Origin of the sequence: Solilutibacter silvestris, from assembly GCF_050574925.1 — a bacterium.
In the GTDB taxonomy this organism is placed as follows: Bacteria; Pseudomonadota; Gammaproteobacteria; order Xanthomonadales; family Xanthomonadaceae; genus Solilutibacter; species Solilutibacter silvestris_A.
Genome location: NZ_JBCMOO010000002.1, coordinates 1,016,100 through 1,030,263, shown reverse-complemented (window position 1 = coordinate 1,030,263; position 14,164 = coordinate 1,016,100). Strand labels below are relative to the sequence as shown.

The 14,164-nt window shown below is 65.9% G+C and carries 18 protein-coding genes and 1 other RNA gene; 11 read left to right on the top strand and 8 right to left on the bottom strand.

Annotation, left to right across the window (positions count from 1 at the left end):
- Positions 1–44: 44 nt before the first annotated feature.
- Positions 45–641 (top strand): RNA pyrophosphohydrolase, encoded by a 597-nt coding sequence (locus ABE093_RS05425; RefSeq protein ID WP_430759811.1) that lies wholly within the window; start codon positions 45–47, stop codon positions 639–641.
- Here ABE093_RS05425 and ABE093_RS05420 read toward each other — a convergent pair.
- Positions 623–1,279 (bottom strand): DUF4126 domain-containing protein, encoded by a 657-nt coding sequence (locus ABE093_RS05420; protein WP_430760094.1) that lies wholly within the window; start codon positions 1,277–1,279, stop codon positions 623–625. The two genes, ABE093_RS05425 and ABE093_RS05420, sit on opposite strands and share 19 nt — an antisense overlap.
- A 157-nt stretch (positions 1,280–1,436) precedes the next feature.
- Between ABE093_RS05420 and ABE093_RS05415 the strand changes: the two genes are divergently transcribed.
- Genes ABE093_RS05415 through nudC form a run of 3 tightly spaced genes read left to right on the top strand, consistent with a single transcriptional unit; the run spans position 1,437 to position 3,393 of the window.
- Positions 1,437–2,075 carry a DUF6776 family protein gene (locus tag ABE093_RS05415; RefSeq protein WP_430759810.1) on the top strand — a complete coding sequence of 213 codons (639 nt, stop codon included), beginning with the start codon at positions 1,437–1,439 and terminating at the stop codon, positions 2,073–2,075.
- A gap of 47 nt (positions 2,076–2,122) precedes the next feature.
- Entirely contained in the window at positions 2,123–2,500 is a 378-nt protein-coding gene (gene erpA, locus ABE093_RS05410; protein ID WP_430759809.1) for an iron-sulfur cluster insertion protein ErpA, read from the top strand.
- A complete protein-coding gene (gene nudC, locus ABE093_RS05405) occupies positions 2,497–3,393 on the top strand; it encodes an NAD(+) diphosphatase (RefSeq protein ID WP_430759808.1) in 897 nt (298 codons plus the stop codon). Before erpA ends, nudC begins: the two co-directional genes overlap by 4 nt.
- A gap of 21 nt (positions 3,394–3,414) precedes the next feature.
- On the opposite strand, the gene ABE093_RS05400 is transcribed toward nudC, so the two are convergent.
- The 3 genes from ABE093_RS05400 to ABE093_RS05390 are packed head-to-tail and all read right to left on the bottom strand — an operon-like array spanning position 3,415 to position 6,110.
- Positions 3,415–3,864, bottom strand: a complete 450-nt coding sequence (locus tag ABE093_RS05400; RefSeq protein ID WP_430759807.1) for a DUF2752 domain-containing protein — start codon at positions 3,862–3,864, stop codon at positions 3,415–3,417.
- Positions 3,861–4,175 (bottom strand): CD225/dispanin family protein, encoded by a 315-nt coding sequence (locus ABE093_RS05395; RefSeq protein ID WP_430759806.1) that lies wholly within the window; start codon positions 4,173–4,175, stop codon positions 3,861–3,863. Before ABE093_RS05395 ends, ABE093_RS05400 begins: the two co-directional genes overlap by 4 nt.
- Before the next feature lie 51 nt (positions 4,176–4,226).
- Positions 4,227–6,110, bottom strand: coding sequence for an MFS transporter (locus ABE093_RS05390; RefSeq protein WP_430759805.1), 1,884 nt, complete (start codon positions 6,108–6,110; stop codon positions 4,227–4,229).
- Positions 6,111–6,218: 108 nt separating this feature from the next.
- Here ABE093_RS05390 and ABE093_RS05385 point away from each other — a divergent pair, with 108 nt between their 5' ends.
- Positions 6,219–6,503, top strand: a complete 285-nt coding sequence (locus ABE093_RS05385) for a hypothetical protein (protein ID WP_430759804.1) — start codon at positions 6,219–6,221, stop codon at positions 6,501–6,503.
- Here the strand turns inward: ABE093_RS05385 and purD are convergent.
- The 4 genes from purD to ABE093_RS05365 are packed head-to-tail and all read right to left on the bottom strand — an operon-like array spanning position 6,500 to position 11,281.
- Positions 6,500–7,783 (bottom strand): phosphoribosylamine--glycine ligase, encoded by a 1,284-nt coding sequence (purD, locus tag ABE093_RS05380; protein ID WP_430759803.1) that lies wholly within the window; start codon positions 7,781–7,783, stop codon positions 6,500–6,502. The two genes, ABE093_RS05385 and purD, sit on opposite strands and share 4 nt — an antisense overlap.
- Before the next feature lie 10 nt (positions 7,784–7,793).
- Entirely contained in the window at positions 7,794–9,383 is a 1,590-nt protein-coding gene (gene purH / locus ABE093_RS05375) for a bifunctional phosphoribosylaminoimidazolecarboxamide formyltransferase/IMP cyclohydrolase (RefSeq protein WP_430759802.1), read from the bottom strand.
- A 29-nt stretch (positions 9,384–9,412) separates the two neighbouring features.
- Complete coding sequence (locus tag ABE093_RS05370; RefSeq protein ID WP_430759801.1) at positions 9,413–10,735, bottom strand: aminopeptidase P N-terminal domain-containing protein; 1,323 nt, start codon at positions 10,733–10,735, stop codon at positions 9,413–9,415.
- Between the two features lie 3 nt (positions 10,736–10,738).
- A complete protein-coding gene (locus ABE093_RS05365; RefSeq protein ID WP_430759800.1) occupies positions 10,739–11,281 on the bottom strand; it encodes a UPF0149 family protein in 543 nt (180 codons plus the stop codon).
- Between the two features lie 58 nt (positions 11,282–11,339).
- Here ABE093_RS05365 and ABE093_RS05360 point away from each other — a divergent pair, with 58 nt between their 5' ends.
- The 6 genes from ABE093_RS05360 to rpiA all read left to right on the top strand — a co-directional run bounded on the left by ABE093_RS05360 (position 11,340) and on the right by rpiA (position 13,881).
- Complete coding sequence (locus tag ABE093_RS05360; RefSeq protein ID WP_430759799.1) at positions 11,340–11,561, top strand: TIGR02449 family protein; 222 nt, start codon at positions 11,340–11,342, stop codon at positions 11,559–11,561.
- Between the two features lie 23 nt (positions 11,562–11,584).
- On the top strand, positions 11,585–11,869 hold the full coding sequence (locus ABE093_RS05355) for a cell division protein ZapA (RefSeq protein ID WP_430760093.1): 285 nt from the start codon (positions 11,585–11,587) through the stop codon (positions 11,867–11,869).
- A 53-nt stretch (positions 11,870–11,922) separates the two neighbouring features.
- A non-coding RNA gene (ssrS, locus tag ABE093_RS05350) (6S RNA) lies at positions 11,923–12,103 on the top strand.
- Positions 12,104–12,132: 29 nt separating this feature from the next.
- On the top strand, positions 12,133–12,723 hold the full coding sequence (locus tag ABE093_RS05345; protein ID WP_430759798.1) for a 5-formyltetrahydrofolate cyclo-ligase: 591 nt from the start codon (positions 12,133–12,135) through the stop codon (positions 12,721–12,723).
- Positions 12,720–13,193, top strand: a complete 474-nt coding sequence (locus ABE093_RS05340) for an EVE domain-containing protein (RefSeq protein ID WP_430759797.1) — start codon at positions 12,720–12,722, stop codon at positions 13,191–13,193. Before ABE093_RS05345 ends, ABE093_RS05340 begins: the two co-directional genes overlap by 4 nt.
- A 22-nt stretch (positions 13,194–13,215) precedes the next feature.
- A complete protein-coding gene (rpiA, locus tag ABE093_RS05335) occupies positions 13,216–13,881 on the top strand; it encodes a ribose-5-phosphate isomerase RpiA (RefSeq protein WP_430759796.1) in 666 nt (221 codons plus the stop codon).
- Positions 13,882–14,164: the final 283 nt, after the last annotated feature.

The window sequence follows — 14,164 nt, the reverse complement described above, 5'->3', positions numbered from 1 at the left end:
TCGCGTGGCAGAGTCGAAGGTAGTCAAGATTTGGAGTCCGCATCGTGATCGATCCGGACGGATATCGCCCCAACGTGGGCATCGTGCTCATGCACGAAGATGGGCGTGTGTTCTGGGCACGGCGCATACGTCGTGACGGCTGGCAGTTCCCGCAGGGCGGGATGAACACCGACGAGACGCCGCTGGAAGCCATGTACCGCGAGCTGGAGGAAGAAACCGGCCTGCAGGCGCATCACGTCGACGTATTGGGCGCGACCCCGGGCTGGCTGCGTTACCGGCTGCCGCCGCGGGCGATCCGCCACCAGGAACGCGCGGTCTGCATCGGCCAGAAGCAGGTGTGGTTCCTGCTGCGGCTCAAGGGCGATGAGTCCGAGGTCCGCCTGGACGCCACCGGCCATCCCGAGTTCGACCGCTGGCGCTGGGTCGATTTCTGGTACCCGATCGACAACGTGGTGATGTTCAAGCGCCGGGTCTATGCCTCGGCCCTGCATCACCTGGCGCCGCTGGCACGCGATATCGCCGGCCAGGGCGCGATCCCGCCACCCGATCCGCGCTCACGCGCGCTGCTGTTCAACCACCACGGGCGCCGCCGGCAGATCCAGCCACGGGTGGTCCCGGTGACTCAGGCCGCCGAAGACTGATCGCCGCCCGCTTCGATCGCGGGCTTGCCCTGGAAGGTGTCGCGCAACTGGCGGTGCAGGCGGCTCAGCTTGCGCCACAGCCACCACATCAGCAGCAGCACGGTGATGGTCACCGCCATCGCCAGGCCGAAAGCGACCCACGGATGCGTCCACAGCAGCGCCAGCGCGCCGACGGTGGTGGTGTCCTCGACGATCGACGCCGTCCAGTTGCTGACTGGTTCCGGCGAGGTGTTGATCATCCCGCGCGTCGCGGTCTTCAGCGTGTGGCTGGTCAGCGCGGTCAGCGCACCTGCGGCGAGCATGCCGGTATGCATCCCCGCACCGCCATCGGCACTGCCGCCGGTGATGGTGGGGATTGCCGCCGCGGCGAGGAAGGCGCCGGCGGGGACGCGCAGCAGGGTATGGGCGAGGTCCCAGGCGCTGTCGACGCCGGGGATCTTGTCGGCGAAGAATTCGGCCACGGCCATCACCCCGGTGATGCCGAGCACCCATGGCGATTCGGTGACCTGCAGGCCTTCGGGCAGGTGCATCCAGCCCATCGCGCCGGCAAGACCGATGCCGAACACGGTGAGATAGACACGGATGCCCGCCAGCCAGGCGAGCAGAATGCCGATGATGAAGACATGGGTGGAAGTCAGATGCAGCATTGGCACATCCCCTCGGGAAGCGGGTCCCGTTTCGGCGCTTTATGCAGCAGCGTACCTTGACGCGATGTGAAGCCGGGGGCTATACGAGCGTATGACTGCGGACCCGTCCACACAATCGACCACAAGACGACGCCTCACCTTGGCCGGCGTGGCCTGGAGCGTGACGGCGTTGCTGGTGATGGCCGGCGCGGCGCTGGGCCTGTGGCGGGCGGCGCATCGCGCGCCACCCGGCGCGCTGAATCCGGCGGTGTCGATGCCGGGCAACGTCGCCGACCTGCAGCAGGCGCTGGCGAACGCCCGAAAGTCCGACGAGATCTCGCGCGCGGCCAATGCCGAGTTGCAGAAGACGCTGGCGCAGCGCGACGAGGAAATCGCGTCCCTGAAGGCGGACGCGGCGTTCTACCAGAAGTTCGTCGGCGCGAGCGCGGACCGCCGGCCGCTGGCGGTGCAGGCGATGCAGGTGCACCAGCAAGGCGGCGCGGTGTGGCGCTTCCAGGCGATGATCGGGCAGAACGTGAATCGTGACGGCGACAACAGCGGCAAGTTCACCCTCGGCCTGGAAGGCATGCAGGACGGGAAGCTGCGCAAGCTGGCGTGGAGCGACCTGCGCCAGGACGCCGGTTCCGACGGCGTTCCCTACGACTTCAAGCTGTTCCAGCGCGTGTCCGGCGACTTCGCCCTGCCGCCGGGATTCGCGCCGACGCGGGTGCTGACGCATTTGCAGCCGGCTGGCGGCGCGGCGGTGGACAATAGCTTCGCCTGGAAGGACGTGGTCGACGTCGATTAAGTCACGAGTTGGCTTGAATCGACGTCATTCGCCCTTATCCTTGTGACATGGAAGCGCAATCCACCACCGCCCCGACGCCCAGCTACCAGCAGCTGGAGACGCCGCTCGAGTTCACCCCGGCCGCGGCCGCCAAGGTCGCCGAGCTGATCGCCGAGGAAGGCAATGCCGACCTCAAGCTGCGCGTCTACATCCAGGGTGGCGGGTGTTCGGGCTTCCAGTACGGCTTCGAGTTCGACGAAGCGCAGGCCGAGGACGATCTCGCCGTCGTCACCAACGGCGTGACGCTGCTGGTCGATCCGCTCAGCCTGCAATACCTGATGGGTGCGACCGTTGATTACGTCGAATCGTTGACCGGCGCGCAGTTCACCATCCGCAATCCCAACGCCAAGACCACCTGCGGCTGCGGATCCTCGTTCACGACATGAGTCCTGCTTCCGTCGGACACGATCTCCCCGGATTCGCCTTCATCGCCGAACCGCTGGATCGCGCCGACCATCTGCGCAGTGACGAAGTCGCGCTCGCCGCGCTGCGCAAGCATGCGCGCTACATCGGCGTCGATGGCGAAGGCCGCACCGCGGTCGATGCGCAAGGGGGTTTGCAGATGTTGTCGGACGAGTTGCCCGACGACGCGATCTTCCTTGGAATGCAGGGCGACATGCCGTGGTTCGCGCGATCGATCGCGCAGTGGCCGGATGGCCAGCGCACGCTCGACCTGCGCGCGGCGGCAATGCAGTGGCCGGCGTTCGAATCCACCTTGTACGCGCAGGCGCGTGCGGTGTTGCGCTGGCGTTCGATGCATCGCCATTGCCCGGTGTGCGGTGGCGCATTAACGTTCTCGCGCGCCGGCTGGCAGGGCGATTGCGCCGCCTGCGGCACGGTGCAATATCCGCGCAGCGATCCCGCGGTGATCGTCGCGGTGAGCGATGGCGAACGCCTGCTGCTCGGCCGCCAATCGACGTGGATGCCGAAGATGCGCTATTCGACCCTGGCTGGTTTCGTCGAGCCGGGCGAATCGCTGGAGCAGACGGTGCAGCGCGAAGTGTTCGAGGAAAGCCGCGTGCGCGTGCTGCGCAGCCGCTATCTCGCCTCGCAACCGTGGCCGTTCCCGGGTTCGTTGATGCTCGGTTTCGTCGCCCATGCCGAAGCCGACGTGCCGGATACCCGCCAGGACGAACTGGAAGACGCGCGCTGGTTCACGCGTGACGAAGTGATGCGCACGCTGGAAGGCCGCGGTGGCGAAAACGATCTGGAAGTCTCGCCGCGCGTATCGATCTCGCGCTGGCTGATCGAACAATGGGCCGCCGGCGAACGCGCCTGACGCGTCGTTGCCAGCCGATCGTTACCAATTAAGCCCGCCCGGCGCCAGCCAGTGGAACGGAGCCCATGGCAGGTTGCGCGCGATCCAGTAGGCGGGAAGCAGGATCATCCACAGTTTCGGCATGTTCAACACGCGCATCAGCGGCGCGAACATGCGTGGTTGCCAACCCGCCCACCATGCCAGTGACAACGCCGCGACCGGCATCAGGGTGACACCGAGCGGATTCATCGCGAACGCGTGCAGGGGATGGCCGTGCAGCATCGCGTAACAGGCGCGCGTCATCCCGCAACCGATGCAGTACCAGCCGGTGATGTCGCGGAAGACGCAGCTGGCCCACTGGCTATCCGGATTCGCCGGGTCGTTGCGATACAGCAGGATCGCCAGGCACGCACCGACGACCGCCAACGCCGACAGCCCCCACGCGCGTCGCGCGGAGGGCTGTTTGAACAGCGTGGCCGCAGTGGCGGTCACTTGCCGCTGGCCGCCTGCATCGCCTGGATCTGCTGCATGTAGGCCTGCATGCCGCCGTGCGAGTAGAACCAGATATTGAGCAGCAGGCCGATCGCGCCCAGCACCGTGGCGACGATCGCCCAGGTCTTGGCGTTGCCGGAAGCGCTCTGCGCGGCGGCGACGTCATCGGCATTGGCGAGGCGATCGACCTTGGACGAATACACGATGCCGACGATGCCGAGCAGGCCCAGCGGACAGCACAGCAAGGTGCCGAGGACGGTCGAGATGATCGTCCACGCCAGATGGTTCGGGATGTTCCTGGAATTCGCCACGGTCTCGCCCTCACGTTGGATTTCGGGCGAGCATAACAGGCGAGGTTGGCCTCAGGCCGCGTCCCCGCGCAGTTCGCGCACCTTGGCTTCCAGCGTTTCGCTGGTCACGCCATGGCCGTCGATCGGCGCGTCTGCAACGACATCCACGTGGGCGCGAAAGCGGCGTGGCAGCCGCGCGCGATGCAGCTTGGAATCGCGACGGCTCCACATGCTCGACCACATTCCCCGCAGCGCCATCGGGATCACCGGGACCGGCCGTTGTTCGAGGATCTTCTCGACGCCGGATTTGAACGGCGCGATCTCGCCGTCCTTCGTCAATGCGCCTTCCGGGAAGATGCCGACCAGTTCGCCTTCGGCCAGCGCGGCGTCGATTTCCGCGAACGCACGCTTCATCAGTTCAGGATTTTCCCTGGCGCCGGCGATCGGGATCGCCTTGGAGATCCTGAAGATCCAGCGCAGCACCGGAATGTTGAAGATCTTGTAGTACATGACGAAGCGCACCGGGCGCGGGATCGATGCCGAAAGGATCAGCGCATCCATGAAGCTGACGTGGTTGCAGACGATCAGTGCCGCGCCTTCGTCCGGGATGTGGTCGATGCCGCGTGCGCGCAACCGGTACAAGGTGCGCACCAGCACCCAGCTGAGGAAGCGCATCAGGAATTCCGGCACGATCGTGAAGATCCAGATCGCGACCAGGGTGTTGGCGACAGCGAGTGCCAGGAAAATCTGCGGAATGGTCCAGTGCAGGTATTCGCGCAAGGCGAGGCAGATCAGCGACGCCGCGACCACGAAGCCCGAGTTCTGAATGTTCAGTGCACCAATCACCCGCGACAGCTCGTCCTTGGGCGTGCGACTCTGGATCAGCGCGAACAGCGGCACCACGAAGAAGCCGGTGAACAGGCCGATGCCGACAAGATCGATCGCGATGCGCCAGCTGCCGGGCTGGTGCATGAAGCCGAGGATGTCGAGGCCACCGACGGGTGCGGCGCCCGATCGCGCAAAGTAGAGATCGAACAGGAAGACGCTGATGCCGAAGGCACCGAGTGGCACCAGGCCGATTTCGACCGTGCGCGCCGAGAGTTTTTCGCACAACACGGCGCCGAGGCCGGTGCCGATCGAGAACAGTGCCAGCACGAAGACGTAAAGTGTGTTGCCGCCGCCAAGATTGAGCGGTGCGTAGTCCGGCAGTTCCGCCGCGAACACCGTACCGACGAACCAGAACCACGACACGCCCAGCACCGCATTGCGTACGGCCAGCTGCTTGCGCGCCAGCTTCATCACGCCGACGGTTTCGGTGACCGGATTCCAGTTGATGCGGAGATCCGGCGCGCTGGCGCCGACGACGGGGATGAGCTTGGCGGCGATCCAGGCTGCGGTCGCGATCGCCAGCACCGCGGCGGCGGCCAGCCACGGCGAATACGCGCCGCCGATGCTGAAGATCAGTCCGCCGACGATCATGCCGACCAGGATCGAGATCGACGTACCCATCTCGACCAGGCCATTGCCGCCGGTGAGTTCGCGCGGATGCAGCACCGCCGGCAGGATCGAATATTTCACCGGCCCGAACAGCGTCGAATGCACGCCGGTCGCGAACAACGCGATCAGCAGCAGCGGCAGGTGATGGGTGACGAAGCCGAGCGCCGCGACCAGCATGATCGCCACGCCGAGCAACATCGCGAGGCGGATCAGTTTCGCCTTCTCCATCTTCTCGGCGATCTGGCCCGCGGTGGCCGAGAACAGGAAGTAGGGAAGGATGAAGATGGCCGGCGCCAGCTGCGTGTAGAGGCCGCGCTCGGACTCCGGCACCTGCAGCCAGAACAGCAGGCCGATGATGCCCTGGCGGAACACGTTGTCGTTGAAGGCGTTGAGGCATTGCACCGTGAAGAACGGCGCGAAGCGGCGCTGGCGCAGCAGGGCGAATTGGGAATGGGACATGCGGGCTCCCCGGGGTTGGAGGGAGGGTAGCAGACGCAATCCGGCGTTTCGCTACCAGCCAGCTTCCCGCGATTACCCTGCAGGCGGAACCCCGTACAGGAGATCACCATGTCCGCGGATACCAAGACTCCGCTCGATCACGTCAACGACACGCTGGCGCAGCTCAAGGAGATGCGTCACTACTCGAAGAACAATGTCGAACGCCTGACGGCGCAATGGCTGTTGTTCGACGGCGAATTGAAGAAACTCAAGCAGGCGGATCAGATCGAGGCCCTGATGACGCGTCAGGGCGAATTGCACGACGCCTTGGAGGCAGAGATCGCCGAGCTGGAAGAGTTGACGGCGCAGTTGCAACCGGTGCCCGAAGAAGACGCATCGGGCACGATGCATTAGTTCCGTTCGATTGCGCGCCAGCCGATGTCGCCGCGATGGAATTCGCCATCCCAGTGGATGCGGTCGACTTCGGCGTAAGCCTTGCGCTGGGCATCGGCGACCGAATTGCCGAGCGCGCACACGCAGAGCACGCGACCGCCGGCGGTGACGGTGTTGCCGTCGGCGTCGAAGGCGGTGCCGGCCTGGAAGACCTTGCAGTCGGGATCGCTCGCGGCATCGAGCCCGTGGATGACGTCGCCGGTGCGCGGCGCATCCGGATAGCGTTCGGCGGCCATCACCACGCCCAGTGAGACCTGTGGATTCCAGTGCGCTTCGACTTCATCGAGACGGCCATCGATCGCGGCTTCGACCAGTTCGGGGAAGTCGGATTGCAGGCGCAGCATCACCGGCTGGGTTTCGGGATCGCCGAAGCGGACGTTGAATTCGATCACCTTGGGCGCGCCCGCAGCATCGATCATCAATCCGGCATAGAGGAAGCCGGTGAACGGAATGCCGTCCTTGATCATGCCGGCGACCGTCGGATTGACGATTTCGCGCATCACCCGCGCGTGCACGTCCGGCGTGACGACCGGCGCCGGCGAATACGCGCCCATGCCGCCGGTGTTCGGGCCGGTGTCGCCGTCGCCGACGCGCTTGTGGTCCTGCGAGGTGGCCATCGGCAATGCGGTTTTGCCGTCGACCATCGAGATGAAACTGGCTTCTTCGCCGGCGAGGAATTCCTCGATCACCACGCGCGAGCCGGCGCTGCCGAAGGCGTTGCCCTGCAGCATGTCGCGCACCGCGGTTTCGGCTTCATCCAGGGTCATGGCGACGATCACACCCTTGCCGGCGGCGAGACCGTCGGCCTTGATCACGATCGGCGCTCCCTTCTCGCGGACATAAGCGAGCGCCGCATCGACATCGGTATGCACGGCGTAGAACGCGGTCGGGATGCCGTGGCGCGCAAGGAAATCCTTGGCGTAGGCTTTGCTGCCTTCCAGCTGCGCGGCAGCGGCAGTGGGGCCGAAGATCTTCAACCCGGTTTCGCGGAAACGATCGACGACGCCGGCCACCAGCGGCGCTTCCGGACCGACCACGGTGAAGGCGATAGCCTCATTGCGCGCGAGCGCGATCAGGCCATCGAGATCGGTGGTGGCAACGGCGACGTTGCGGCATTTCGCTTCGCGCGCGCTGCCGGCATTGCCGGGCGCGACCAGCACTTCATCCACGCGCGGCGATTGCGCGAGGCGCCAGGCCAGCGCGTGTTCGCGACCGCCGGAACCGATGACGAGGAGTTTCATCGAGGCGTCCTCAGTGGCGGAAGTGGCGGATGCCGGTGAACACCATCGCCAGCCCGTGTTCGTCGGCGGCAGCGATCACTTCGTTGTCGCGCATCGAACCGCCGGGCTGGATCACCGCCTTGATGCCGGCTTCCGCCGCGGCGTCGATGCCGTCGCGAAACGGGAAGAAGGCATCACTGGCCATCACCGAACCGGGCACGACGAGTCCGGCGTCGACAGCCTTGATCCCGGCGATGCGCGCCGAGTACACGCGGCTCATCTGGCCGGCGCCGACGCCGACGGTCTGCTGATCCTTGGCATAGACGATGGCATTCGATTTGACGAACTTGGCGACCTTCCATGCGAACAACAGGTCGGCGAACTGCGCATCGGTCGGTGCGATCTTCGTGACGACCTTGAGTTCGTCGCGGGTAACGACGCGATCGTCGGCGGTCTGCATCAGCATTCCGGAACCGACGCGCTTGGTGTCGATGAAGCCCTTGGAGGCCGGTGCCAAAGGAATGCGCAGCACGCGGACGTTGGCCTTCTTCTTGGCGTAGGCCAATGCTTCGTCGTCGTAATCGGGTGCGATCAGCACTTCGACGAACTGGCGATCGAGGATGGTCTTGGCGGTGGCGCCATCGAGTTTGCCGTTGAAAGCGATGATGCCGCCGAAGGCCGAGGTCGGATCGGTGGCGTAGGCCTTTTCGTAGACGTCGGCCGGGCTGGTTCCAACGGCGACGCCGCAGGGATTGGCGTGCTTGACGATCACGCAGGCCGGCGCGTCGAACTGGCGCACGCATTCCCAGGCGGCATCGCTGTCGGCGATGTTGTTGTAGCTCAGCTCCTTGCCCTGCAGCTGGGTGAAGGTCGCCAGCGAACCCGGTGCCGGATACAGGTCGCGATAGAACGCGGCCTGCTGATGCGGGTTCTCGCCGTAGCGCAGATCCATCACCTTGACGAAGCTGCCGTTGGCTTGCGCGGAGAACGGCATTTGCGTGCCATCGGGGCCGATCGCCGAAAGATAGTTGCTGATCGCGGCGTCGTACTGGGCGACGCGGTTGAACGCGGCGACCGAAAGATCGAAGCGCGTCTTCGCCGACAGCGCGCCATGGCTGGCATCGAGTTCCGACAGCAGCGCGGCGTATTGGGCGGGATCGGTGGCGACGGCGACGCGCGCGAAATTCTTGGCCGCCGAACGCAGCATCGCCGGGCCGCCGATGTCGATGTTCTCGATGATGTCGGCAAAGCTGCTGTCCGGATTGGCGCTGACCTGTTCGAACGGATAGAGATTCAGTACCAGGAGGTCGATCGGATCGATGTCGTGTTCGGCCATCACCGCGTCGTCGGTGCCGGCGCGACCGAGCAAGCCGCCGTGCACGATCGGATGCAGCGTCTTGACGCGGCCGTCCATCATTTCCGGGAACCCGGTGACGTCGCTGACGTCCTGCACCGGCAGGCCAGCCTCGCGGATCGCCTTGGCGGTGCCGCCGGTCGAGAGCAATTCGACGCCGCGTGCGGCCAGCGCCTTGGCGAGATCGATCAACCCGGTCTTGTCGGAGACGGACAACAGGGCGCGGCGGATGGCGATGGCGTCGCCAGTCACGATATTCGTGGGCATGGTCGGAGGGTGGTGCGGGGAGCCCGTAATTATAGGGCTTCGGCCATGAAGGCCTCGATGGCGTCGGCGTCGCGGACCAGGGCATCGCTGAGAATGCGATGGCCGTTGGCGGTCATCACCACGTCGTCCTCGGTGCGGATGCCGATGCCGCGCCATTTCGCCGCCACGCTGCGGTCGTCGGGACCGACATAGAGGCCGGGTTCGACGGTGAAGGCCATGCCCTGTTCCAGCACGCGCGATTCGCCGTCGATGCGGTATTCGCCGACGTCGTGGACGTCGAGGCCGAGCCAGTGCCCGGTCTTGTGGCGGGTGAAACGCTTGTGGCTGTCGTCCTTCAGGTGCTGCTTGAGCGTGCCCTTGAGCAGGCCGAGCGACAGCAGGCCGTCGGTCAGGGTTTCGATCGCGGCCTCGTGCATCGCCGACCATGGACGCCCCGGTTGCGCCTGCGCCAGTGCCGCCCGCTGCGCCGCACCGACCAGGTCGTGGAGGGCGCGCTGTTCGGCGCTGAAGCGGCCATTGACCGGAAACGTGCGGGTGATGTCCGAGGCGTAGCCGCGATATTCGGCGCCGGCATCGATCAGGATCAGGTCGTTCTTGCCGGATTTGGCGCCGTTGTCGATGTAGTGCAGGACGCAGGCATTGGCGCCCGCGCCGACGATGCTGCCGTAGGCGGGGACGGCATCGCTGCGGCGGAACACGCGTTCGAGTTCGGCCTGCAATTCGTATTCGGCGATGCCCGGACGCGCCGCGCGCATCGCCGCCTGGTGCGCCTCGATGCTGATGTCGACCGCGCGCTGCATCACCCGCAATTCCTCGGCACTCTTGAACAGTCGCATCTCGTCGAGGAGATGGCCGAGTTCGATGAATTCGTTGGGCGACTGGCGATCGCGGCGTCCGTGCGTGCGTGCGCGATTGAGCCAGCCGATCAGTTTCAGGTCGAACTCGGTGTCGCGGCCGAGGTGGTAGTGGACGCGCGTGCGTCCTTCCAGCAGGCCGGGCAGGATTTCGTCGAGATCGTCGATGGGATAGGCGTCGTCGAAACCAAGCACGTGCACCGCGTCTTCCGGTCCCACCCGCGCGCCGTCCCAGCCTTCGCGTTCGGGGTCGCGTTCGCGGCAGAACAGGATCGATTCGGCGTGCGCGCGTCCGGGAATCAGCACCAGGACGGCGTGCGGCTCGGCAAATCCGGTCAGGTACCAGAGATCGGAATCGGGGCGATAGGGGTAGTGGGTGTCGCGGCTGCGGATGCGTTCCGGCGCGCTCGGGACGATGACGATGCCGTCATCGCCGACCTGCCGCATCAGTTGCCGGCGGCGGCGGGCATAGGTGGCCGCGGACAGGCCGGTGGGCATGACTCAGTGCAACTGGCGGCGACGGCGTGCGATGGCGACATCGCCATGCAGCAACAGCGCCGCGACCCGCACGAATTCCTCGATCTCGGCCAGCGCGGCTTCGTCTTCCTCGTCGCCGTCGGGTTCTGCGGTGGCGGTGGCCAGGCGCGCCAGGTCCTGCAGCGCTTCCTCGCCTTCGTCGGACAGCGGCGGTTCCGCGCCGGCGGCAAGGCCGAAGGCACCGAGGAAATGCCGGCACCAGTCGAACAGGGCGGCACTGCGCGCCTGCAGCGTGGCGTCCTCGTCGGGCAGCAGCAGCGTCAGGCCGAGGTCGTTGTCCTCGATCTGGGCCTGGGTGCCACGGCCGAAATGCTCGATCGCGCTGCCGTCCGCCAGCGCGGGCAGGGCGGGATCGGCCATCACCTTGCGCAGCCACTCGCGATCGGCATCGCCGCCGCCGGCGATCCAGCCGATCAGCGCGCCCTGCAATTCCCATGGGGTGGTCGCCAGTCCGAGCTGGTCGAGTTCGGCTTGCAGGGCGGGTGCGGCGGGCAGGGGTTCGGACATGGCAGCAGTGTAAAGCAGGCGGTGACGCCCGGCGTCGACCCCATGCTAATGTTTCGGCATGAACGGGCAGGACGCGATCGATCGACTTCAGGCGCTGGTGGAGCGCGCCGAAGGGCTGTCCGCGCGACTGCATCGCCTGAGCGACGAGAACCGCGCCTTGCGCGCCGAACAGCAGCAATTGATGAACGAACGCGCCGACCTGATCGCCCGCAACGAGCAGGCGCGCGTGCGCGTCGAGGCACTGATCCACCGCATCCGCTCGCTCGAGGACCAGCCGTGAGCGAAGTCGTCAACGTCCGGGTGATGGATCGCGATTACAGCGTCGGTTGCGAGCCGGAAGAACGCGACGACCTGATCGCCGCCGCACGCATGCTTGACCAGCGCATGCGCGACATCCGCGGCAACAACCGCATGGCGGCGATCGAGCGTGTCGCCGTGCTCGCCGCGCTCAATCTTGCCCACGAATTGCAGCAGACGCGCCACCAGGGCGGTGTGCTGGGCGATGAATTCGATCGCACGCTTGGCGATCTCGAGCGCAAGCTCAACGCACTGGCCGGAAATCCCGATCGGGAGCCGGACGCGCGCTGAATGCGCGAAGAAAATGATGTGCGCGCCGACCGTGGTTGGCTATACTGATCCCGCTTCCTCTGCTGTGTTCGACAGCGCGCAAACATTCGCCTTGTCCCTTAAGAACGACATCGGAAATGTGAAGCGACCGGGCGTGCATGTCCGCCACGTGCGGAAAGCCCGAAGGTCGCCAAGCGCTTCCACTTGAACCCTGGGTTCAAGGCCGTTCAGCCGCATCGGCACGGCGGAGGAACCTTTCTTTCCCGATCGCGGATAATGTGCGGATGCCCGCTGCCCGCGATCCTTCTCTCGATCTCCGCCGCCGCCTGCGCGATGCCCGCCGCAGCGTGAACGCCGGCGATCGCCTGGCCGCCGCCGACGCGGTGGCGCGTGGATTGCTGGCGCTGCCGTTCGCGCCGACGCAGGGTTACGTCGCCGGTTACTGGGCGGTCGATGGTGAAGTGCCGTTGCATGCTTGGCAGTTGCGATTGCCGCCGCAGTGCGTTTATTGCCTGCCGGTGCTGGACGAGGGCGACAACACCTTGCGCTTCGCGCCGTTCCGCGCTGGCGACGAGACGCGTCCCAACCGCTTCGGCATCCCCGAGCCGGTACTGGAGCCGTCATCACTGCTGCGGGTGACCGACATGGCGCTGATCGTGCTGCCGCTGACCGGATTCGATGCCAATGGCCATCGCCTCGGCATGGGTGGCGGCTGGTACGACCGCACCTTGCGCGATCATCGCGCCGCGCCTCCGCATCTCGTCGGCGTCGGTTTCGATCGCCAGCGCGTCGAGGCATTGCAGCCTCGCGACTGGGACGTGCCCTGCGACGCCATCGTCACCGAATCCACCACCTACCTGCGGGAGAAGCCATGAGCGCGCGCGCCCACTACTGGCTGATGAAGACCGAGCCGACCGATTTCTCCATCGACACCCTGCAGAAGGTCGGGCGCGAACCCTGGACCGGCGTGCGCAATTACCAGGCGCGCAATTTCATGCGCCAGATGCAGCCGGGCGACCAGGTCTTCGTCTACCACTCCAACTGCGAAGTGCCGGGCATTTACGGCATCGGCGAAGTGGTGGGCACGCCCTATCCCGATCCGACCCAGTTCAACAAGAAGTCGAAATACTTCGATCCCAAGTCGACGCAGGAACAGCCGCGCTGGGATCTGGTCGACATCGGCTACGTGCGCCATCTCAAGCGCCCCCTGTCGCTGACGGAAATCCGCGAGCATCGCGACGCGCTCGGCGAGGAATTCGCGTTGACGCGCACCGGTTCGCGGCTGTCGGTGCTGCCGGTCACCGCGGCGCAGTGGAAGCTGCTGCTCGGCCTCGAAAAGAAATAACCACCCTCTGGAACGCGAAACAATGAGCAACGAAGGCAAGCGACTGGCCGCGGAAAAGGCCATGGACTGGGTCGAGGACGGCATGATGGTCGGTGTCGGCACCGGCTCGACGGTGGCGTTCTTCATCGACGCGCTCGGTCGCGAGAAGCATCGCATCCGCGGCGCGGTGTCGAGTTCCGAGCAGAGCACGGAAAAGCTGCGCGCGCACGGCATCGAGGTGTTCGATCTCAACGCGGTCGGCGAACTCGAACTGTATGTCGATGGCGCCGACGAATGCGATCCGCGCAAGAACCTGATCAAGGGCGGCGGCGCGGCGCTGACACGCGAGAAAATCATCGCCCAGGCGAGCAAGAAGTTTGTCTGCATCATCGATCCCAGCAAGCAGGTCGACGTGCTCGGCAAGTTCCCGCTGCCGGTGGAAGTGGTGCCAATGGCGCGCAGCATGGTCGCACGCGAGCTGGTGGCGCTGACCGGCGGCCAGCCGGTGTTCCGCATGGACGCGATGGAGCGCCCGATCGTCACCGACAATGGCGGCCACATCCTTGATCTGCACAATCTGCGCATCACCGATCCGGTGGGCGTCGAGGAGCGACTGAACCAGATTCCCGGTGTGATCAGCGTCGGGCTGTTCGCACGTCGGCCGGCGGATGTGGTGATCGTCGGTGGCGAACCGCCGGTGGTGCTCTAGCACGCGCTGGCTTGGCGGGAAGCCAGTTCACGCCTGCGCCGTCCGCACCGGTGCACCTCCGCTTCCCGCGAACAGCACGTCCATGTGCTGGTCGCGGGCGCGCGACATCCTGTCGCGCTGTGCGCTCCGGTACACCAGTACGGACGACGCTTTGGACTTTGTCGCCCGCCTCTGCGCGTGCGCTGTAGCTTTCTGAGTAAAGAGCGAAAAGCCCGCCACCGGCGGCGCCTATGCGGTTCGTCTGTAGCGCCGACCGTACGCAGCATGGATGCTGCGTACGAGC

Coding starts and splice junctions, on each gene's coding strand:
- erpA (WP_430759809.1), top strand. CDS start 2,123: ATGGAAGCGCAATCCACCACCGCCCCGACGCCCAGCTACCAGCAGCTG.
- nudC (WP_430759808.1), top strand. CDS start 2,497: ATGAGTCCTGCTTCCGTCGGACACGATCTCCCCGGATTCGCCTTCATC.
- ABE093_RS05390 (WP_430759805.1), bottom strand. CDS start 6,110: ATGTCCCATTCCCAATTCGCCCTGCTGCGCCAGCGCCGCTTCGCGCCG.
- ABE093_RS05385 (WP_430759804.1), top strand. CDS start 6,219: ATGTCCGCGGATACCAAGACTCCGCTCGATCACGTCAACGACACGCTG.
- purD (WP_430759803.1), bottom strand. CDS start 7,783: ATGAAACTCCTCGTCATCGGTTCCGGCGGTCGCGAACACGCGCTGGCC.
- purH (WP_430759802.1), bottom strand. CDS start 9,383: ATGCCCACGAATATCGTGACTGGCGACGCCATCGCCATCCGCCGCGCC.
- ABE093_RS05370 (WP_430759801.1), bottom strand. CDS start 10,735: ATGCCCACCGGCCTGTCCGCGGCCACCTATGCCCGCCGCCGCCGGCAA.
- ABE093_RS05365 (WP_430759800.1), bottom strand. CDS start 11,281: ATGTCCGAACCCCTGCCCGCCGCACCCGCCCTGCAAGCCGAACTCGAC.
- ABE093_RS05360 (WP_430759799.1), top strand. CDS start 11,340: ATGAACGGGCAGGACGCGATCGATCGACTTCAGGCGCTGGTGGAGCGC.
- ABE093_RS05355 (WP_430760093.1), top strand. CDS start 11,585: ATGGATCGCGATTACAGCGTCGGTTGCGAGCCGGAAGAACGCGACGAC.
- ABE093_RS05345 (WP_430759798.1), top strand. CDS start 12,133: ATGCCCGCTGCCCGCGATCCTTCTCTCGATCTCCGCCGCCGCCTGCGC.
- ABE093_RS05340 (WP_430759797.1), top strand. CDS start 12,720: ATGAGCGCGCGCGCCCACTACTGGCTGATGAAGACCGAGCCGACCGAT.
- rpiA (WP_430759796.1), top strand. CDS start 13,216: ATGAGCAACGAAGGCAAGCGACTGGCCGCGGAAAAGGCCATGGACTGG.